Below are 19,267 nucleotides of genomic sequence, written 5' to 3'. Positions count from 1 at the left end.
GCCTCCTAGCCGACCACACTACGCAACGAGCGCACCGCCACCGACAGGGTGGCGAGGTCCCACCGGCCGGTGGCGGCCAGATCGGCGAGTGTCGACTCGGTCCGCGCGATCATCGCCGACCTCGCCTGCGACCAGTCCGAGATCTTCTGGGCGGCCGGCTCCTCGGGCTCGGACATCGTCAGGATCGCACGCGTCAGCGAGCGCAGCACCGCGAACACCTCGTCGCGCAACGACAACCGTGCCAGCTGGGTCCACCGGTCGGCGTGCCCGAGTTCGGCGATCTGGGAGACCAGCTCGTCGATCCCGAACCGCTCGACCACCGCGAACAGCAGCTCGCCCACCTCGTCGGGCGAGCGGTCGGAGATCTCGGCGATGTCGAGCACGTCGAGCAGTTGCAACCGGTAGGGACTGATCGCCACCGCCTGCGCCAGTGCGGGCCGGACGCCGCTGTCGGCGAGGGCCGCGGCCCGTTCCCGCACCGAGCGCTCGGCCGTACCGGTGAGCCATTCGTCCAGTCGTCCTCCCAGATCCGCGACCTGCGCGTACCGGGTGGTCTCGGCGGCGATCGCGAGCGGTTGCGGACGGTGCGCGAGAAACCAGCGCGACCCCGCCGCGAGCAGGTTGCGGATCCGGCGGGTCGCGTCGTCGACCGTCGTGGCGGAGACCTGCTCGGTCCGCAGTTCCTCCAGCAGCGCGGCGGCACCGAACACCCGCATCGCCACCACCGTCGCACGCGTCGCATCCTCGACTTCGGTTCCGGAGGTCTCCCCCAGCGCGTACAGGTGTGTCATGCCTCCGTCGGCGACGATCCTGTTGACCAGCACCGTGGTGACGATCTCCCGCCGGAGACGGTGAGTCCGGATTCCCGCGGCGAACCTGGCGCGCAGGGGTTCAGGGAAGTAGCCCGACGCCAGCGCGTCGAACATGTCGTTGTCCGGCAGACCCGACTCCAGCAGCCTGCTCTTGGCGTCGAGCTTCACATGGGCCATCATCGTCGCCAGCTCGGGGCTGGTGAGTCCGCGCTGGAGATCGCCCGCGCGGCGTCTGCGCAGTTGCTCCGGAGTCGGGAGGGCCTCGAGTTCCAGATCGACGCCGGTCGACGCGAGGTGGGCGAGCATCCGCGCGTGCAGTTCCACGTCCTCTCCCGCGGTGTCGCGCGCGAGACCGAGTTCGGCGTTCTGGTCGATGTTGTCCGCGAGGACCAGTTCGGCGACATCGTCGGTCATCGACAACAGCAGGTCGTTGCGGTCGTCGGCGTCCAGCACGCCCGCCGAGATCTGCGAGCCCAACAGCACCTTGATGTTGACCTCGCGGTCGGAGCAGTCGACACCCGCCGAGTTGTCCAGGGCGTCGCTGTTGATGCGCACTCCCGCCAGATCGGCCTCGATCCGGCCGCGCTGGGTGACGCCGAGATTGCCTCCCTCGCCGACCACCCGGACCCGGAGCTGCCCGCCGGTGACCCGGATCGGGTCGTTGGCCTTGTCTCCCACTTCCGCGTCGGCCTCGTCCGACGCCTTCACGTACGTCCCGATGCCGCCGTTGAACAGCAGGTCGACCGGCGCGAGGAGCACTGCGCGGATCAGGTCGGGCGGCGACATCCTCTCCACGGCGTCGTCGAGCCCGAGGGCGTCCCGCATCTGCGGTGTGACGTCGATCGACTTCTGTTCGCGTGACCACACGCCGCCGCCTGCGGAGATCAGGCTGCGGTCGTAGTCGTCCCAGGTCGACCGCGGCAGTGCGAAGAGTCTGGCCCGCTCGGCGTAGGAGGTCGCGGCCACGGGATCCGGGTCGATGAAGATGTGCCGGTGGTCGAAGGCCGCCACCAGCCGGATGTGCCGCGAGAGCAGCATGCCGTTGCCGAAGACGTCACCGCTCATGTCGCCGATGCCGACCACGGTGAAGTCCTGGGTCTGCGTGTCGACTCCCATTTCGCGGAAGTGTCTCTTGACCGACTCCCACGCTCCACGGGCCGTGATGCCCATGGCCTTGTGGTCGTAGCCGACCGAGCCGCCCGAGGCGAACGCGTCGGCGAGCCAAAAACCGTAGTGGTCGGCGACCTCGTTCGCGATGTCGGAGAAGCTGGCCGTGCCCTTGTCTGCGGCGACCACCAGGTACGGATCGTCGGCGTCGCGCCGGAGGACGCGCGCCGGCGGCCGCACCCGGCCGGTGGCCGGATCGAGGTTGTCGGTGATCTGCAGCAGGGCCGCGATGAACGCCCGGTAGCACGCGATTCCCTCCTCCCGCAGAGCCGATTGATCGACGGCCGCGTCGCCGGTCGCCACCGGGGGGTGACGGAGGACGAAACCGCCCTTGGCGCCGACCGGCACGATCACCGCGTTCTTGACCGCCTGCGCCTTCACCAGCCCCAGGATCTCGGTGCGGAAGTCCTCACGACGGTCCGACCAGCGGAGTCCCCCGCGCGCCACATCGCCGAACCGCAGATGCACCCCCTCCACCCTGGGTGAGTACACGTAGATCTCGAACTTCGGCCTCGGCTGCGGGGCCTGCGGGATCGCGCCGGTGTCGAGCTTCATCGCGATCGTCGGTCCGATGCCGGCCGCCGGGTCGCCGGAGTCTGCGTAGAAGTTGGTCCGCAGGGTGGCCTCGACCGCCGATGCGAGCGCGCTCACCACTCGGTCCGCGTCCAAGCTGAGGATCTCCGCGATGCGCGCGCGCAGATCCTCGAGCGCACGGTCGCGCCGTCCGGGTTCCGCGCCGTCCGGATCGAAACTGGCCTCGAACAACTCCACGAGCCCGTTGGTGACACCGCGATGGTTGCCGAGGACCGCGGCCACGTGGGTCATCGCGAATCCGACGCCGCACTGATTGAGGTAGCGGGCATACGCGCGGATCATCGCCACCGTCCGGGACGTCAGCCCCGCGCGCAGCACCAACTCGCCGAGCGCATCCACCTCCGTGACGCCGAGCCACATGTCGGAGAACGCCTCGGCGATCCGCGCGTCCACGTCGCCGGCCTCGGCGACGTCGACGTGCGGCGCGGGCCGGACCGTGAAGTCGTAGACGGCCACCTGCACCCCGTCCGGGCGGTCCACCACGTGCGGATGCTCGTCGAGGACGGTCAGGCCCAGGCTCTGGAGCATCGGGAGGATCTGCGTCAACGCGGCACGCTGGTCGGCGAGGTAGAGGACGAACCGCCAGGCCTCCGGATCGGTCCGGTCGAGTCTGACGTGCAGTCCGCCGGGGGCCAGGCCCGCCGCGATCGGCAGGTCGACGGCCGCATCCTGCGGATCCCGCTCGTCCCGGTAGCGTTCGCTGACGGTGCCGAGCAGCCGGGCGACCTCCGGGTCGGCCTCCCGCACCGCGCGCACCCGGTCCGGCCACGAGCGGACCGCCTCGTTCAACCGGTCGAGCAGGCGGTCGTCGACCCGGTGCCGCGCCTCGGGATCGGTGCGCATCAGCACCTGCAGCTGGGCCAGCGGCGAGTGCGAGAGGCGGGTCAGGAACTCAGTACGGCTGCCGCCGAGGTCCTCCTCGAGCAACGTGACAACCCTCGACCGCACCGCGGTCGAGTAGGTCTCGCGGGGAATGAAGATGAGCACACTCGCGAAACCGCGAGCGGGACCGGTCCTGGCGTAGAACCGCGGATTACGCGAGGTCTGGGCCTCGAGGAGTTCGCCGATCCGGCGGGTGAGCTCGGCACTGTCGCCGGCCATCAGGTCCGCGAGCGGATACGTCTGCAGCAGTTCCAGCGCCGCCAGTCCGCTGTAGGAGTCCTCGCTCAGACCCAGTCCACGCAGGACATCGGCCACCCGGCCGCGGACTCCGGGCACCGACCGCACCGACTGGTACAGGCCGATCGAGGTGATGGTGCCGACCACCTGGTGCTCGACGCCGTCCAGTCGGACGCGCACCATGATCGGAAAGCGGCTGCGGAGCAGACCGGTCGGCAGATACACCTGGTCGACGCCGACCGGCTCCTCGCCCGCCACCGGCTCCGGCCGGTCGGTGTCCGGATCGCGCCACACCCCGAGGCCGTTCTCCGCGTGCCCGCCGGCGGTGCGGGCGCCCACGGGCAGGAAGTTGTCGCGGGTGGCGAACCAGCTCAGCAGGTCCGCGTCCTCGTCGTCCGCGCTCAACGCGTCCGCGAAGCTCAGCAGCCGTCGATGGATCTGGGCGGCGTCGGCGTGCACCGCCTGTGCCCGGGTGAGTGCCGCGCCGACGTCGGCGCACAGTTCGTCACCGTCGACGCCGGACGCGGGGGCTGTGGTGACGCTGATCCACGACTCGGCTCCCGCCTCGTCACCGCCGACCACGACCACATCGTCGAGGCCGACGATCCGGCCCTGGTGATCGCGGCGGACGGCGAGCACCGGATGGTCGTTCGCGACGATCGTCAGACCACGGCTGTCCAGCACCGCCAGCGTCGATTCGACGAGCAGCGGGGCGTCGTCGGCGACGATCTGAATCTGGATCGATCCGTCCGGCAGATCGGTGGTCGCGACCGCGGTCTCCCCCGGCTCACGGACCTCGCCGAGGCGCAGATGACGCTCGAGGCGGTCCCAGGCCGACGACGCGACGGCGGCGCCGTCGGAGAAATCGGGAAAATAGTAGGCCGCGAACTCCGTGGCGAATGGGACGGTCACTCTGATCTGCCTCCCTAGTGGACCAAGGCAGAGCGCAACACGAGCCGACCGGCGGCCGGGGATCCACCTTGCTAGCGTCGTACGGCTCGTACGTTACCGCGCCGTGGCGCCGCGTGTTCGGATCCCGCGCGAGAGCGACAGAGCCGATCCGGACGTTCCGGATCGGCTCTGTTCGGGTTCGGTGCCGCGGTTCGGCGGCGGACCGTTCAGTCGCGAGTGAGGCGACGGTGCGTCACGCGATGCGGGCGGGCCGCGTCGGCACCGAGACGCTCCACCTTGTTGGCCTCGTAGGCTTCGAAGTTGCCCTCGAACCAGAACCACTGGCCCTCGGAGACGTTGCCCTCCCACGCCAGGATGTGGGTACAGGTCCGGTCCAGGAACCAGCGGTCGTGGGAGATCACGACGGCGCAGCCGGGGAACTCCTGCAGCGCGTTCTCCAGCGAGCTGAGAGTCTCGACGTCGAGGTCGTTGGTCGGCTCGTCCAGCAGGATCAGGTTGCCGCCCTCTTTCAGGGTCAGCGCCAGGTTCAGCCGGTTGCGCTCACCGCCCGAGAGGACCTCGGACGGCTTCTGCTGATCGGCGCCCTTGAAGCCGAAGGCGCTGACGTAGGCGCGCGAAGGCATCTCGTTCTGGCCCACCTCGATGTAGTCGAGACCGTCGGAGACCACCTCCCACACCGTCTTCTTCGGATCGATGTTCGAGCGACCCTGATCGACGTAGCTGAGCTTGACGGTCTCGCCGACCTTCACCTCGCCCGAGTCCGGCTGCTCCAGCCCGACGATCGTCTTGAACAGGGTCGTCTTGCCGACGCCGTTGGGGCCGATCACGCCGACGATGCCGTTGCGGGGCAGAGTGAACGAGAGGTCCTTGATCAGCACGCGACCGTCGAAGCCCTTGTCCAGGTGACTCACCTCGACCACCACGTTGCCCAGCCGCGGCGGGGTCGGGATCTGGATCTCCTCGAAGTCGAGCTTGCGGTGCTTCTCGGCTTCGGCCGCCATCTCCTCGTAGCGGGCCAGGCGGGCCTTGTTCTTGGTCTGGCGGGCCTTGGCGCCCGAGCGGACCCACGCGAGCTCCTCTTTGAGGCGCTTCTGCAGCTTCTGGTCCTTCTTGCCCTGGACCTCGAGGCGCTCGGCCTTCTTCTCCAGGTAGGCCGAGTAGTTGCCCTCGTAGCCGTGCAGCTTGCCGCGGTCCACCTCGCAGATCCACTGAGCGACGTGGTCGAGGAAGTAGCGGTCGTGCGTCACGGCGAGCACGGCGCCCGGGTAGTTCGCCAGGAACTGCTCCAGCCACAGCACACTCTCTGCGTCGAGGTGGTTGGTCGGCTCGTCGAGGAGCAGCAGATCGGGCTTCTGGAGCAGGAGCTTGCAGAGAGCCACCCGTCGGCGTTCACCGCCCGAGAGGTTCGTGACCGGAGAGTCCGGCGGCGGGCACCGCAGGGCGTCCATCGCCTGCTCCAGCTGCGAGTCGAGGTCCCAGGCGTCGGCGTTGTCGAGCTCCTCCTGGAGCTTGCCCATCTCCTCCATCAGCTCGTCGGAGTAGTCGGTGGCCAGGAGCTCGGCGATCTCGTTGAAGCGGTCGAGCTTCACCTTGATCTCGCCCATGCCCTCCTCGACGTTCTCCTTGACCGTCTTCTCCTCGTTGAGGGGCGGCTCCTGCAGGAGGATGCCGACGGTGGCCTCCGGATCGAGGAAGGCCTCGCCGTTGCTGGGCTGGTCGAGGCCGGCCATGATCTTCAGGATCGACGACTTGCCCGCGCCGTTGGGACCGACGACACCGATCTTGGCTCCGGGGTAGAAGCTCATGGTGACGTCGTCGAGGATCACCTTGTCGCCGTGCGCCTTGCGCACCTTCTTCATCGTGTAAATGAACTCACCGGCCACCGGTTACAGCTCCTGCCTGCAGCCTTCGCTGCGACGAAATGATTGCTCTGAAAATGACTGCTCTTCGGACATGCTGGCCGAACGCCTCTGCGCCGACGCATGGTTCTGTGGTCCATCCTATCGGTCCCGGCGCGGGCCGATTCCGGACGGCCGCGGTACCCGGCCGCCGCGGCGATGCGTGCCCCGGGGCGTGGGTCGAATACGTGACACACGGCTGCGCACCTGACGATCCACAGTGTGGTGTGTCACACTGGGAACCGCCCTGCGGGGCCACCCGTTACCTGTGGGTAACCGCTACGACGACGAGGGGATCTGTCCACGATGCGACTCCGGTTGAAGATCTGGCACCGGCGACGACGCTATGCGATCCGTCAGCAACCGGTCCTCAACCGCTTCTACCGCATCGGCGTCGGCTTCGTCGGCACACTTCTGGTGCTCGCCGGCCTGGTGATGATCCCCTTGCCGATCCCGGGCCCCGGCTGGGTGACCTTCTTCCTCGGGCTCGGCGTCCTGTCCACCGAGTTCGAATGGGCGCACCGCGTGACCTCGTTCATGCGCAGACTGCTCCACAAGGCCGGCGAGATGACCGCCGACGTGGCACACGCCGCGCGCACGTGGACCGCCGGACACCTCGACTACCACTCGGGCCTGGTGTATTTCCGCAGCTGGATCGAGCATCAGCGTGCGCTTCAGCTCGGCCAGCTCCAGCTCGCGATCGCATAGCCGCCCGCCGGGCGGGCACGGCCGCGGCGGTTATCTCTCGCCGTCGCCCTGCGCCGCGAGATCGTCGGCTCCCGTCTCGGCCTCGGCGGACACGGGTGCCGTGGCGTTCATCCGCCGCAGCATCTGGTTGTAGCTCTCCAACTCGGCGTCGTCGTCCCGCTCCTCCTTGCGGTCGAACCTGCGGGCCGCGCGATCGTCCTGCCGGTGCCACTGGATCAGCAGTGCCAGCATCACCACCACCAGCGGGAACTCACCGGTCGCCCATGCGATGCCACCGCCCATCCGCTGATCGGCCGCCATGTCGAAATTCCACGGGTGCTGCAGCGAGCGGTAGTAGGTTTCAGCGATGATCGAGCCGGTCATCATCAGCGCGACGCCGAAGAAGGCGTGGAACGGCAGCGATCCCCACACGACGCCGAGCTTGGCCACCGGACTGATCTGCCGCGGTGCGGGATCGATCCCGATCACGAGCCAGTAGAACAGATACCCGCTGACCAGGAAGTGCAGATTCATCAGCAGGTGCGCGGAGTGGTTCTCGACCACCGCGTCGAACAGCCCGCCCAGATACAGCACGTAGAAGCTGCCGACGAAGAGCGTGACCACGATGAACGGATTGGTGATGAAGCGCGAGTACGGGCTGTGGATCGCGGTGAGGATCCATTCGCGCGGCCCGGGCGGGTTGCCGCGTCCGGCGGGCGGGATCGCGCGCAGCGCCAACGTCACCGGGCCGCCGAGGACCAGCAGTACGGGGACCAGCATCGACAGCATCATGTGGCTCATCATGTGGATGCTGAACATCGCCGGCGCGTACCGGCCGAAACCCGATGAGGTCGCGATCAACAGCGCCGCGCAGCCGAGCAGCCACGACACCGTCCGGCCCACCGGCCACTTGTCTCCGCGTTTGTGCAGCCGGTACACGCCCCGCAGGTAGACGATGGCCGCGACGATCGCGAAGGTGCCGAAGATGAGGTCGAAGCGCCAGTCGACGAACAGTTTCGTGAAGGTCGGCGGACCGTCGAGGTCGTATCCGATCTTCAACTCCATCGGCGAGACGTTCGCCGTCCCCAACACCGGCGGCGGCGTGCGCGACAGCCCGGCGCCGAGGCCGAAGGCGACCGCGAACACCACCAGTTCGACGACGGCGAACCGCACGAACAGCGACTTGCGCGGCTCGTCGGTGGCTGCGAGTTCGTCGATCGTGACCTTGCGGTGCAGGCCGCCGAGTAGTCCGGCGAGGACCACCGCGACGAACTTTCCGACGGCCACCAGACCGTAGGTGGTCGTGAGCAGATCCCCCAGGGACATGCGGACCAGCGCGTTGATGATGCCGCTGAGCGCCACCACCAGCAGACACCAGAACGCCACCCGCGAGTAACGGGCCACGGCGAGCGTCCGCCACCGGCCGTCACCGAACGCATACGCCAGGACGGCCATCAGCCCACCCATCCATAGGGCGGCCGCCACGATGTGCAGGATCAAGCTGTTGGTCGCGAGATCGTGCGCACCGCCGGCCGACGAATGCCCCAGCAGCGCCGACGGCATGAGCGACAGCAGCGCCAGCGCCATCGCGAGGAACGTCCATCCCCAGCGCATCGCCACCCGCGCCACCACCGCCGCAAGCACGGCGAAGATCGCGGTCCACAGCCAGTAGCGGCCGTCGGCGACCACCCCGTAGGCGGTCATCAGGTTCTTCGGGACGAGGGTCTCGGAGAGCGGTGAGCCACTGACGTCGGAGATCGACAGCGGGATCATCGCCAAGGCGCACACCGCCCAGACAGTCATCGACGTGGCCGCCCAGCGCATGGCGCGGAAGCCGCCGACGTCGAGCGCCCCGTTGTCCTGCGAGGGCACGAAGAAGGCGGCGAACACCACGCAGCCGAGACCGATGGCGGCGCTGAGCTGGCCGATCACCGTCATCACCGGCATCCCGTAGGTGGTGAGCCACCCCGGATCGGGCACACCGGTCAGTTGCAACGCCGTCGCCGCCGACGCCGCGGTCACGATGACCGCGGCGATCGATCCGACGACTGCCAGCAGCGCGATGAGGACCGACCGCACCCCCGACGGGTCGGTCAGCCGATCGCGCACTGGTTGCTCCGCCGGCCCGGCGGACGTCACTGTCATGGTGTCCACTGTAGGACGGGATATAGTAGTCCTTCGCCGGCACCTGTCGAGGGTCGGCAAGCCTCCATAGCTCAGATGGATAGAGCAAGAGCCTTCTAATCTCTAGGTCGCAGGTTCGAGTCCTGCTGGGGGCGCTTTGACCTGCGGAGACGCTGGTTCGCCGCACGACGAGGTGGAGCGTCGTCCCGACGAGACGGACGTGGCCGGAATCTCACCGGTGGCGACGGTGAGTCCGGGACCGACTCAGAAGGGCGGTTCGCCCGGACTGTCGAGGACCGCAGTCTCAGCGCGGCGGCGCTGCGACCGGAGCCGCATTCGGTACGCGTGTTTGGCCTGAGTACGGGTCCGTGACCGTCCCGGCTGCGTCGTCGTGTCGACGAATCCGGGCGCGACGGGTGCGCCGTGCAGGCACGGCACCGAACCGAGGTCGGGCAGGAGCCAGTGGTTCCTGGCGCGGGCCCGGACGGTGTAGCCCGACGGCGTGGTGGTCTCGGTCCAGATCACGCCATTCGCATCGACGACTTGATCATCCAGCCAGCCGTCGGCGTAGGTCTTGATCAGATGATGGAAACGACACTTCGGATTCAAGTTGCACGGGCAGGTCTGCCCGCCAGCTGCCGGCTGGGCATGGTTGTACTCGCAGACATGATCGAGATCGCACGCCCACGCTGACCGGTTGCAGCCGGGCACCGAGCAGGTGCCGTGCACGGCGCGGACGGCGGCGTCGCAGGCAGCGGTCGGGCGGTACGGGTTGCCTGCCTGCGCGGTCTGCTCGGCCAAGCCTGCGATGTCGAGCGGCCGCACCGTCGCATCCGCGCGAGCGGCGATCTCCCTCGCGTGATGTGCGTCGATCACGCCGAAACCGTCGAGATAGGCGGCCTTGTCCCCGCCGCCGGACAATGTGGACGCGTCGACGACGACGTGCACGACGATCTTGGCGAACTGCGCCCGGACCTCTTCCTCGGCCGCACGTGCCGGGCAGTCATCGCGGCCGCAGTCGCAGCCGAACCGGGTGCCGAGTACGGCGGCGACGACCACATCGGCGCGCCGCTGGCCGACGGTGCGGGAGTCCGCCTCGCACACCCGGGCGGCGCGCGCCCTGGTGGCCTTGTCCATCAGAGTCACGTCCTCCGCGCGGGTGGCGACGGTGAGGGCGGACTGGTCGACGTCGTGGGCGATGGTGACGCCGGGCGTGTTGGCGCGGCGTTTGTCGCGCACCCCGTCGGCGTCGTACTCGGCGACGAACCGGCGCGCGGTCTGCTCGGCCACACTCATCGACACAGCGCCGTGCCCGCGGAGGTCCTGAGCGATCTCGGCGTCGATGGCTGCCATCAGCGCGGCGTCGGTGACCGCGCCGCACTGCAGGACGATGGCGCCGAATGCACGTGCGCTGATGACTCCGTCGCGGAGCAGGCGTGCGGTCTGCGGCAGACGTTCGGAGGCTTCGACGGCGAGGGTGACCTGTCGGATACCGGTGTCCTTCGAGACCGCCTGCACGATAGCGGCCTCAGCGCCCACGATGGCGGTGGCATCGGCCAGCAGTCGTGCGGACTCGACGTCACCGGCCGAGCCCGCGGCACGACGCCGCTGCATCGCATACAGGTGCCCGAGCCGCAACCACGCAAGGTGGGACTCCTGACGGGCGATCTCCGCGACCGCGGTGATGTCGGCGAGATCCTGTGCGGCAGGGTCAGACGTGTCGACGCCACCCACCCCCGCAGCGTCGATGCTCGGGTTCGTCATGTCCGCCTCCCCTGCACACATATCGAACGTATGTACCCATATTATGTGATTGAATCTCATATGGCAATAGTGTAATTCGATATTCTTAGACTCTCGTCGACGCTCGCCCCTCCGCTCGAGAACAGTCACTCACACCCGAGATTCACGCGCATTTCCGACGAATCCGGTGCCACCGCGAAATTCGGTGACTTCCTTTCGTTTGCGACAGCATTCAGCTGTTCTCACAACGACGACTTCGGCGTAGCGTCGTATTCGTCGTCAGATGCATGCAGTCAAAGGAGATACCGACATGAACAATCGAATCGTTCGGACGGCGACGGTGGCCGGAATCGGCGCCCTCTCCCTGCTCGGCGCCGCCGTGGCGCCCGGCGTGGCCGCTGCCGCACCGCACATAACCGATCCGGCGAAACTCGCGATCGACGGCGACTTGATGATCGCCCCCGGCGTCCACCTGCTGAACATCGAGGCGCAAGGTGCACGCGACACGGACGGCAAGACCCACGGGACCTACGTCGCGACGATCATGGACGGTATGCACAAGACTCCGTTCCAGGTGAAGGGCCCGGTGACGTGCATCTGGACACACGGCGACACCGCCTCGCTCGTCTACCCGATCACCGAGACCTCCCCCAACATCGTCCCCGCCCAGCTCAGCGGCGCGTACGCGGTGAAGATCTCCGTCCGCAAGGGCAGCGGGATGATGAACGAAGTCGGGGTGATGGGTCCGATGGCGACCTCGTCGTTCCACGGTTGCGCGCCGGGCGCGACTCCGAACATGTTCCACGGCGACGTCATGATCGGGTGAGGCGGAGTTCAGGCGGCCGTCGAGTCATCGAGCACAACGCACTGGCGCCAATTGCCTCGTGAATGCGTCACGGCCCGCGATATCGCACAAATGGCGCAGGAGGATGCGATCCGGAAGAATTCGACTTCCCCGAATGACGCGGCCCCAGAACAGGGTTTGCGGCGCATTCACAATGCGGCCGATCATCTGTGATTCACGGACCACCCGCCGCACTCGGCGACGCCTCACGTCATGGAAGAGCTGCAGTGGATCCTCCGGACCCGCACTCGTGCGGAGAGCGGCCGCCAGTACGACGGAGTCTTCGATCGCCTGACATCCGCCCTGCCCCAGATGCGGACGCATCGGGTGAGCGGCGTCGCCGATGATCACCGCACGACCGTCGTGCCACCGGCGTGCGACGGGCCGGTCGTACAGGTCGTGTCGCATCAGCGCCGAAGACGGCGTCGCTGCGATCACCGCGTCGACCGGCTCCGGCCAGCCTCTGCCGACGCGATCGACCTCGGCGCGCTCGTCGTCGAAGACCGCGGCCTCCGGGGCCTGTGCCGTGGCGAACCAGTACGTCTGCCCGGCCGGAAGCGGCACCGCGCCGAACTGCGACCGCGGGCCGATCATCTCGCCTGCGAGATCGGGGTCGATCGAGATGTCGGCCACGCCACGCCACGCGGTGTACCCGGCGTACCTGCTCGACAGACGGTCGTTGAAACCGCGGGCGATACGGGAATGCGTTCCGTCCGCGCCGACGACGAGATCGGCTCGCATCTGAGCACCGTCGGCCAGGGTCACGACTGCCTCGCGGCCCACGGTGCGCACGGTCTGCACGGCGACACCGGTGCGCACCGAGTCGGTGGGCAGCGCACCGGCGAGCACCTCGTGCAACGTTCCCCGCAGAATGACGGCGAGTTCTTCGCCGGCCGCCGCGGCGAGCGCGCCCGGCGGAGGCTTCCGGATCCACGTTCCGTCTCGCCACCTCAGTGCTCCGCCGCCCACGCGTGCCGACTGCGAACGGACCGCGTCGCCGAGGCCGATCCAGTCCAATGCTGCCAGCGCGTTCGGCCAGAGACTGATGCCCGCGCCGCCGGTCGACTGCCGTCGAGATTCGAGAACGACCACGTCATGGCCGTCGCGGACCAGGGCCGCGGCAGCGGTCAACCCGGCGATGCCCGCACCCACGACGACCACCCGCACGGCGACTACGCCCCGGTAAACCGTCCGGGCCGCTTCTCGAGGAACGCGGCGACGGCCTCCCGATGGTCCTCGGTGTGGTGCGCCACCGCCTGCATGGTCGCCGAGAGCTCGAGCAGCTGGTCGAGGGTCTGCTGCGAGGACTCCCGCAGGAGCTTCTTGGTCATGCGCACCGCCACCGGTGGGTTCGCGGCGATCCGCGACGCGATCTCACGAGCGGTCGGCAACAGATCGGCCGGTTCGACGACGCGCGAGACGATGCCCCACTCGAGCGCCGTCGCGGCGTCGACGCGATCGCCGGTCAGTGCCATTTCTGCGGCCCGCGCCGGCCCGATCGCCCGGGGCAGCAGCCACGCGCCGCCGTCGCCGGGGATCAGCCCGAGCTTCACGAAGCTCTCGGCGAAGAAGGCCGTGTTCGAGGCGATCCGGATGTCGCACATCAGCGCCAGATCGCACCCGGCGCCCACCGCGGGGCCGTTGACGGCCGCGATCACCGGCACCTCGAGCGCGTACATCGCGCGCGGTATCCGCTGGATGCCCTCGCGATAACCGACGCGCTGCTGGTGCGGAGCCCCGCCGAACAGACCCGCCGCGGCCGCCATGTCTTTGACGTTGCCGCCGGCCGAGAAGGCCGAACCGGCGCCGGTGAGGATCACCGCCCGGACCGACTGGTCCCGGTTCACCGCCGTCGCGGCGTCGACGAGTGCGTCGATGGCATCGTCCTCGGAGATGGCATTGCGAGTCTCGGGTCGATTGACGGTCCAGGTCACGACGTCGCCGTCGCGCTCGACCAGCAGCACGTCGCCGCTCACAGAAGTTCCAGAATCGTTGCGTTCGCCATACCTCCAGCTTCGCACATGGTCTGCAGACCGTACTGGATCCCGTTGTCGCGCATGTGGTGGACGAGCCGGGTCATCAGGATCGCGCCTGACCCGCCGAGCGGGTGGCCCACCGAGATGGCACCGCCGACCGGATTGAGGACGTCGTCGGAGGCACCGATCTCGGCCTGCCAGGCCATCGGGACCGGCGCGAAGGCCTCGTTCACCTCATAGGCGCCGATGTCGGACACCGCCAGTCCCGAGCGGTCCAGCGCCTTGGCGGTGGCGGCGATCGGTCCGGTGAGCATGATGACCGGGTCGTCGCCGGCGAGGGTCGCGGTGTGCACCCGCGCCATCGGTCGCCAGCCGTTGGCCGCGGCGATCTCGCTGGTCGTCACCAGCAGGGCGCCGGCACCGTCGGAGATCTGCGAGGCGTTGCCCGCGGTGATGACGCCTTCGGGGTCGAACGGGGTCTTGAGCCCGCCGAGCTTCTCCGCCGTGGTGCCGCGGCGCAACCCCTCGTCGACGGCGAGGCCGCCCGGGATCGGAGCGATCTGCGCATCGAAGGCGCCTGCGTCCTGCGCGGCGGCGGTGCGCTCGTGCGAGCGGGCCGAGTACTCGTCGAGCTGCTGCCTGCTGAAGTTCCAGCGCTTGGCCATCATCTCGGCGCCGAGGCCCTGGTTGAAGCCGTCCACGCCGTATCGGTCGAGCACGGACGCCGGATAGGGAGCACCGTCACCGCGTGCGGCACCCATCGGTACGCGCGACATGGACTCCACGCCACCGGCGACGGCGATGTCGTACTGTCCGGCGATCACGCCGGCGGCGGCGAAATGCACCGACTGCTGACTCGAGCCGCACCGACGGTCGACGACGGTCGCCGGAACGGACTCGGGCCAGCCCGCGGCCAGCACGCCGACCCGACCGATGCTGCCCGCCTGGTCGCCGACCTGGCTGACGCACCCCCAGATCACGTCGTCCACGCCGGCGGGATCGAAACCCACGCGGTCGGCCAGCGCCGACAGCACGTGCGCGCTCAGGTCGCCGGGATGGATCTCGGACAGGCCGCCGTTCCGCTTACCGATCGGAGTACGGACGGCATCGACAATCACTGCATCTCGCATGCCGTCCTTCATACCCTAACAAGCGCTCGGTTGGGAAGGAGGTGTCCCGATAGTTGACCTGGCTGTAACGCCGCTCTGCACGCGCCGAAACAGTTCCACGGAACCGTGACTGGCATGTCCCTGGAACCGCTGGCTCCCACTGCCGTCGACACCGTGTGCGGTTACTGCGGCGTGGGATGCGGACTGACCCTCGACGTCGCGGACGGGGCCGTCACGGGGGCGCGGGGCACCAAGAGCCATCCGGCCAATCGGGGCAGGCTGTGCACCAAGGGCGCCACCACCGTCGACATGCTGCGCGCCCCCGGACGACTCACCACCGCTCTGATCCGGGAGCGGCGCGACGGTGACGCCCGACCCGCCGACGTGGACGACGCGATCGCCGAGACCGCCCGCCGACTGACACGGATCCGTGACCGCCACGGCCCCGAATCCATCGCGGTGTACGTCTCCGGCCAGATGTCACTCGAAGCACAGTATCTGGCGAACAAGCTGGTCAAAGGCTTCCTCGGCACCAACCAGATCGAATCGAACTCCCGGCTGTGCATGGCGAGTGCGGGGACCGGCTACAAGCAGTCGCTCGGTGCCGACGGACCGCCCGGCAGCTACGACGACATCGACCACGCCGACGCCTTCCTGGTGATCGGTTCCAATATGGCCGACTGCCACCCGATCCTGTTCCTGCGCCTCCTCGACCGGGTGGCCGCGGGCGCCCGGCTGATCGTGGTCGATCCGCGGCGGACCGCCACAGCCACCAAAGCGCACATCCATCTCCCGGTCCGGCCGGGCACCGATCTCGCACTGCTCAACGGCCTGCTGCGGCTCATCGTCGACGAAGGCGGGCTGGACGAGGAGTTCGTGGCCGCGCACACGCGGGGGTGGGACGCGCTCGCCGCGATGCTCGACGACTACCCGCCCGAACGAGTCGCCGAACTCACCGGCGTCGACGAGGACGCCCTGCGGGAGACGGCCCGCATCCTCGCCGGCGCCGAGAACTGGATGACCCTGTGGACGATGGGGCTCAATCAGTCGACGCACGGGACGTGGAACACCAATGCCGTCTGCAACCTCCATCTCGCCACCGGAACCATCTGCCGGACGGGATCCGGCCCGTTCTCGCTGACCGGGCAGCCCAATGCGATGGGCGGTCGCGAGATGGGCTACATGGGTCCGGGCCTGCCCGGGCAGCGCAGCGCGCTCGATGCCGGCGACCGCGCCGACGTGGAGGCAGCCTGGGGTCTCGAACCGGGGACGCTGAGCACCGATCCGGGCGGCGGCACCGTCGACATGTTCGAGGCGATGGCCGATGGCCGCATCCGCGCCGCGTGGATCATCTGCACCAATCCGGTGGCCTCGGTGGCGAACCGCTCGACCGTCGTGCAGGCCCTCCGGCGCGCGGACTTCGTCGTGGTCCAGGAGGCCTTCACCGGAACCGAGACCTGCGAATACGCCGACATCGTGCTGCCCGCCGCACTGTGGACCGAAGCGCAGGGGACGATGGTGAACTCCGAACGCAGCATCAGTCTCACCTCCCCCGCCGTAGCGCCGCCGGGCCAGGCGCGGGCCGACTGGGAGCTGATCTCCCAGATCGCCCGCGGCATGGGCTTCCGCGACGGGTTCTCGCACGCCGACGCGGCGGCCGTGTTCGACGAGATCCGCGGCTTCCACAATCCGCGGACCGGCTGGGACCTCCGCGGCGTCGACTACGCGAGGCTGCGCGAAGGACCCGTTCAGTGGCCGGCGGCGCCGGGCGGACCGGCGCGCAATCCGATCCGCTACCTCAGCGACGACCCGGCCGAGCCCGGTCCCCTCTTCCCCACCCCGGACCGGCGCGCGCGGTTCCTCGCCCGCCCGCACATGCCGCCCGCCGAACTCCCCGACGACGACTATCCGATGGTCCTGACCACCGGTCGGCTGGCGCACCAGTGGCACACCATGACGAAGACCGGCCGGGTCGCGAAACTCTGCCGGCTCGACCCCGGCTCCTTCGTGCAGATCCATCCCGACGACGCACGCCCGGCGGGTATCGCCGACGGAGACATGGTGGAGGTGCGATCCCGCCGCGGCGCGGTACGGGTACCTGCGCGCGTCGACGACGCGGTGAGCGCCGGCGTCTGCTTCGTCCCCATGCACTGGTCCGACGCCTTCGGCGAGATGCTCGCGGTGAACGCCGTGACCACCGATGCCGTCGACCCCGATTCGCTGCAACCGGAGTTCAAGGCGTGCGCCGTGGCGCTCACCCGGCTCTCCGGACCGGTGCCCGATAACCAGGAGCCGCCCATGACCACCGCCGATCCGACCGCCGCCGATCCGACCGCGACCGAATCGTCGTCGCTGGCCGTCGCCCTGCGCGTCGACGCCGGCGAGCCCGTGCTGACCGAGACCGAGCGCGGCTATCTGGCGGGTCTGCTGCGCGGCCTGACCGCCAATCCGCCCCGCGACGCGGTTCCGACGGTCCCGTCACAGGCGCCGCTCTCGGAGCCGGCCCGGATCTGGGTCGACGGAGTGCTGGCCGGGTACTTCTCCCGGGTTCCGATGACGGGACCCGGATCCGCGTCCGCCGTCGATTCACCGGCGCGCAGAATCCGGCTCGTATGGGCGTCGCAGACCGGCACCGCGGAGGAGTACGCGGCGCAATGCGCCGGCGTATTGCGCGACGCCGGCTTCGACGTGATCGATGCGAGCGCCGAACGCACCGGACTCGGCGACCTGGTCGGCGACGTCCTGTTCATCGTCTCGACCACCGGTGACGGCGACGCACCGGATGCCGCCGTCGCACTGTGGGACGCGCTCGCCGGCGCGTGCGCGCAAGACGTGGACGGACTGCGCTTCTCAGTTCTCGGGTTCGGCGACTCGTCGTATGCGGACTTCTGCGGTTTCGCCCGCAAACTGGACGCACGGCTGGCGACGCTGGACGCGCAGCGGATCGCGCCCGCCGGATACTGCGAGCCCGACTACGACACCGCGGCCGCCGCATGGCTCGCCGGGGTGGTCGCCGTGCTGGACTCACCGGCCTCGCCGGACGACCCCGACACCGCTGCCGACTCCCGGACCTGCGCCGAATCCCCTCCGGCTCCGGGCTATTCGCGGAAGAACCCGTTCACCGCGCGCGTGCTGGAGAACGCAGTCTTGACGACGGGTACGGCGAAGGAGGTGCGCCGCATCGCGTTTCATCTGCCGCCGGGCTCCCTCGAGTACACCGCCGGAGACGCCCTCGGCGTGTGGCCGCGCAACAGCGAGACGCTGGTCGACGAATGGCTCGCGCGCACGGGGCTCGACGGCGCGGAGGCGGTGACCGTCGACGGCGCCCCCGTCCCGCTCCGGCAGGCGCTCACCGAGGACTACGAGATCGCCGACTGCTCCCGCGATCTGGTCGCCTTCGTCGCCGAGCGGACTGGCGACTCCGAACTGCGCGCCCTCCTCGACGATCCGGCCGGCTTCGCCGACTGGGCGTGGAACCGCCAGTCGGTGGACCTACTGGCCACTCATCCGGTCTCGGCCACGGCGGCGCAGTGGCTCTCGGTGTGCCGACGGCTGCGCCCCCGTCTCTACTCCATCTCCTCCAGTCCGTCCGCGCACCCGGAACGGGTGGAGGCCACCGTCTCGGTGGTGCGGTTCGGCGACGAGTCCGCTCCGCGCCGGGGCGTGTGCTCGGGATTCCTGGCCGATCGCGGCCCCGACGACCTCGCGCGCATCTTCATCGCGCCCAACAAGAAGTTCGGCCCGCCCGTCGACCCGGACGCTCCGGCGATCATGATCGGTCCCGGAACCGGAATCGCTCCGTTCCGGGCCTTCCTGCACGAGCGGGCCGCGTCCGGGGCCGCCGGCGACAATTGGATCTTCTTCGGTGAACGCCGCCGCGCCACCGAGTTCTACTACGAAGACGAGCTCGCCGGGTTCCGGGAGGCCGGGGTCCTCACGCGACTGGACACCGCCTTCTCGCGCGACCAGCCGGAGAAGGTGTACGTCCAGCATCTGATGCGCGAGCGCGCCCCGGAGATCTGGGAGTGGCTGCGGCGCGGCGCGCACGTCTACGTCTGCGGCGACGCCAAGCACATGGCGCGCGACGTGGACGACACCCTCAAGCAGATCGTGGCCGAACACGGGCGTCTCGCCCCGTCCGGCGCCGAGAACTATCTGCGGGCGCTCTCCGCCGAAGGCCGGTACGTCCGCGACGTGTACTGAAGCCGCACCCCCGTCGCCCCCCCGACTCGAAACATGCTCGAAACCCGGTGCGGGACTCGTCATCTGACCGCAACGCGAC

10 protein-coding genes and 1 tRNA gene are annotated in these 19,267 nt (G+C 69.1%); 4 read left to right on the top strand and 7 right to left on the bottom strand.

Translation table 11 applies throughout. The features are described 5' to 3' along the window. Positions 1–5 precede the first annotated feature (5 nt). Complete coding sequence (locus ABFX36_RS04885; protein WP_346075199.1) at positions 6–4,604, bottom strand: NAD-glutamate dehydrogenase; 4,599 nt, start codon at positions 4,602–4,604, stop codon at positions 6–8. A 206-nt stretch (positions 4,605–4,810) separates the two neighbouring features. Next, positions 4,811–6,487: an energy-dependent translational throttle protein EttA gene (gene ettA, locus ABFX36_RS04880; protein ID WP_006896611.1), complete on the bottom strand. Its 1,677-nt coding sequence runs from the start codon at positions 6,485–6,487 to the stop codon at positions 4,811–4,813. Between the two features lie 321 nt (positions 6,488–6,808). On the opposite strand from ettA, the gene ABFX36_RS04875 reads away from it, so the two are divergent. After that, positions 6,809–7,210, top strand: a complete 402-nt coding sequence (locus ABFX36_RS04875; protein WP_006896610.1) for a TIGR02611 family protein — start codon at positions 6,809–6,811, stop codon at positions 7,208–7,210. Between the two features lie 30 nt (positions 7,211–7,240). Here ABFX36_RS04875 and ABFX36_RS04870 read toward each other — a convergent pair whose 3' ends face one another. Further along, complete coding sequence (locus ABFX36_RS04870; protein ID WP_346075196.1) at positions 7,241–9,334, bottom strand: bifunctional copper resistance protein CopD/cytochrome c oxidase assembly protein; 2,094 nt, start codon at positions 9,332–9,334, stop codon at positions 7,241–7,243. Between the two features lie 60 nt (positions 9,335–9,394). Between ABFX36_RS04870 and ABFX36_RS04865 the strand changes: the two genes are divergently transcribed. Further along, a tRNA-Arg gene (locus tag ABFX36_RS04865) sits at positions 9,395–9,468 on the top strand. A gap of 109 nt (positions 9,469–9,577) precedes the next feature. On the opposite strand, the gene ABFX36_RS04860 is transcribed toward ABFX36_RS04865, so the two are convergent. After that, positions 9,578–11,077: an HNH endonuclease signature motif containing protein gene (locus tag ABFX36_RS04860; RefSeq protein ID WP_346075194.1), complete on the bottom strand. Its 1,500-nt coding sequence runs from the start codon at positions 11,075–11,077 to the stop codon at positions 9,578–9,580. Between the two features lie 289 nt (positions 11,078–11,366). On the opposite strand from ABFX36_RS04860, the gene ABFX36_RS04855 reads away from it, so the two are divergent. Further along, positions 11,367–11,882 (top strand): hypothetical protein, encoded by a 516-nt coding sequence (locus tag ABFX36_RS04855; protein ID WP_346075192.1) that lies wholly within the window; start codon positions 11,367–11,369, stop codon positions 11,880–11,882. Positions 11,883–11,906: 24 nt separating this feature from the next. Here the strand turns inward: ABFX36_RS04855 and ABFX36_RS04850 are convergent, their stop codons facing one another. Genes ABFX36_RS04850 through ABFX36_RS04840 form a run of 3 tightly spaced genes read right to left on the bottom strand, consistent with a single transcriptional unit; the run spans position 11,907 to position 15,006 of the window. Continuing rightward, entirely contained in the window at positions 11,907–13,067 is a 1,161-nt protein-coding gene (locus ABFX36_RS04850) for an FAD-dependent monooxygenase (RefSeq protein ID WP_346075190.1), read from the bottom strand. Between the two features lie 5 nt (positions 13,068–13,072). Then, the gene (locus tag ABFX36_RS04845; RefSeq protein WP_346075188.1) at positions 13,073–13,876 is read right to left on the bottom strand and encodes a crotonase/enoyl-CoA hydratase family protein; all 804 of its coding nucleotides are present in this window, start codon (positions 13,874–13,876) and stop codon (positions 13,073–13,075) included. Continuing rightward, the gene (locus tag ABFX36_RS04840) at positions 13,873–15,006 is read right to left on the bottom strand and encodes a thiolase family protein (protein ID WP_045537008.1); all 1,134 of its coding nucleotides are present in this window, start codon (positions 15,004–15,006) and stop codon (positions 13,873–13,875) included. Before ABFX36_RS04840 ends, ABFX36_RS04845 begins: the two co-directional genes overlap by 4 nt. Positions 15,007–15,120: 114 nt before the next feature. Here ABFX36_RS04840 and ABFX36_RS04835 point away from each other — a divergent pair, with 114 nt between their 5' ends. Next, positions 15,121–19,188 (top strand): bifunctional nitrate reductase/sulfite reductase flavoprotein subunit alpha, encoded by a 4,068-nt coding sequence (locus ABFX36_RS04835; RefSeq protein WP_346075186.1) that lies wholly within the window; start codon positions 15,121–15,123, stop codon positions 19,186–19,188. The last annotated feature ends 79 nt before the right edge of the window (positions 19,189–19,267 follow it).

The organism is Gordonia cholesterolivorans, from assembly GCF_039531975.1.
In the GTDB taxonomy this organism is placed as follows: domain Bacteria; phylum Actinomycetota; class Actinomycetes; order Mycobacteriales; family Mycobacteriaceae; genus Gordonia; species Gordonia sihwensis.
This window is presented reverse-complemented; position numbering and strand designations above follow the sequence as displayed.

What these genes read in the sequence shown, in the direction of transcription:
- ABFX36_RS04855 (WP_346075192.1), top strand. Translation starts at nt 11,367, where the DNA reads ATGAACAATCGAATCGTTCGGACGGCGACGGTGGCCGGAATCGGCGCC.
- ABFX36_RS04875 (WP_006896610.1), top strand. Translation starts at nt 6,809, where the DNA reads ATGCGACTCCGGTTGAAGATCTGGCACCGGCGACGACGCTATGCGATC.
- ABFX36_RS04870 (WP_346075196.1), bottom strand. Translation starts at nt 9,334, where the DNA reads ATGACAGTGACGTCCGCCGGGCCGGCGGAGCAACCAGTGCGCGATCGG.
- ABFX36_RS04835 (WP_346075186.1), top strand. Translation starts at nt 15,121, where the DNA reads ATGTCCCTGGAACCGCTGGCTCCCACTGCCGTCGACACCGTGTGCGGT.
- ABFX36_RS04860 (WP_346075194.1), bottom strand. Translation starts at nt 11,077, where the DNA reads ATGACGAACCCGAGCATCGACGCTGCGGGGGTGGGTGGCGTCGACACG.
- ABFX36_RS04840 (WP_045537008.1), bottom strand. Translation starts at nt 15,006, where the DNA reads ATGCGAGATGCAGTGATTGTCGATGCCGTCCGTACTCCGATCGGTAAG.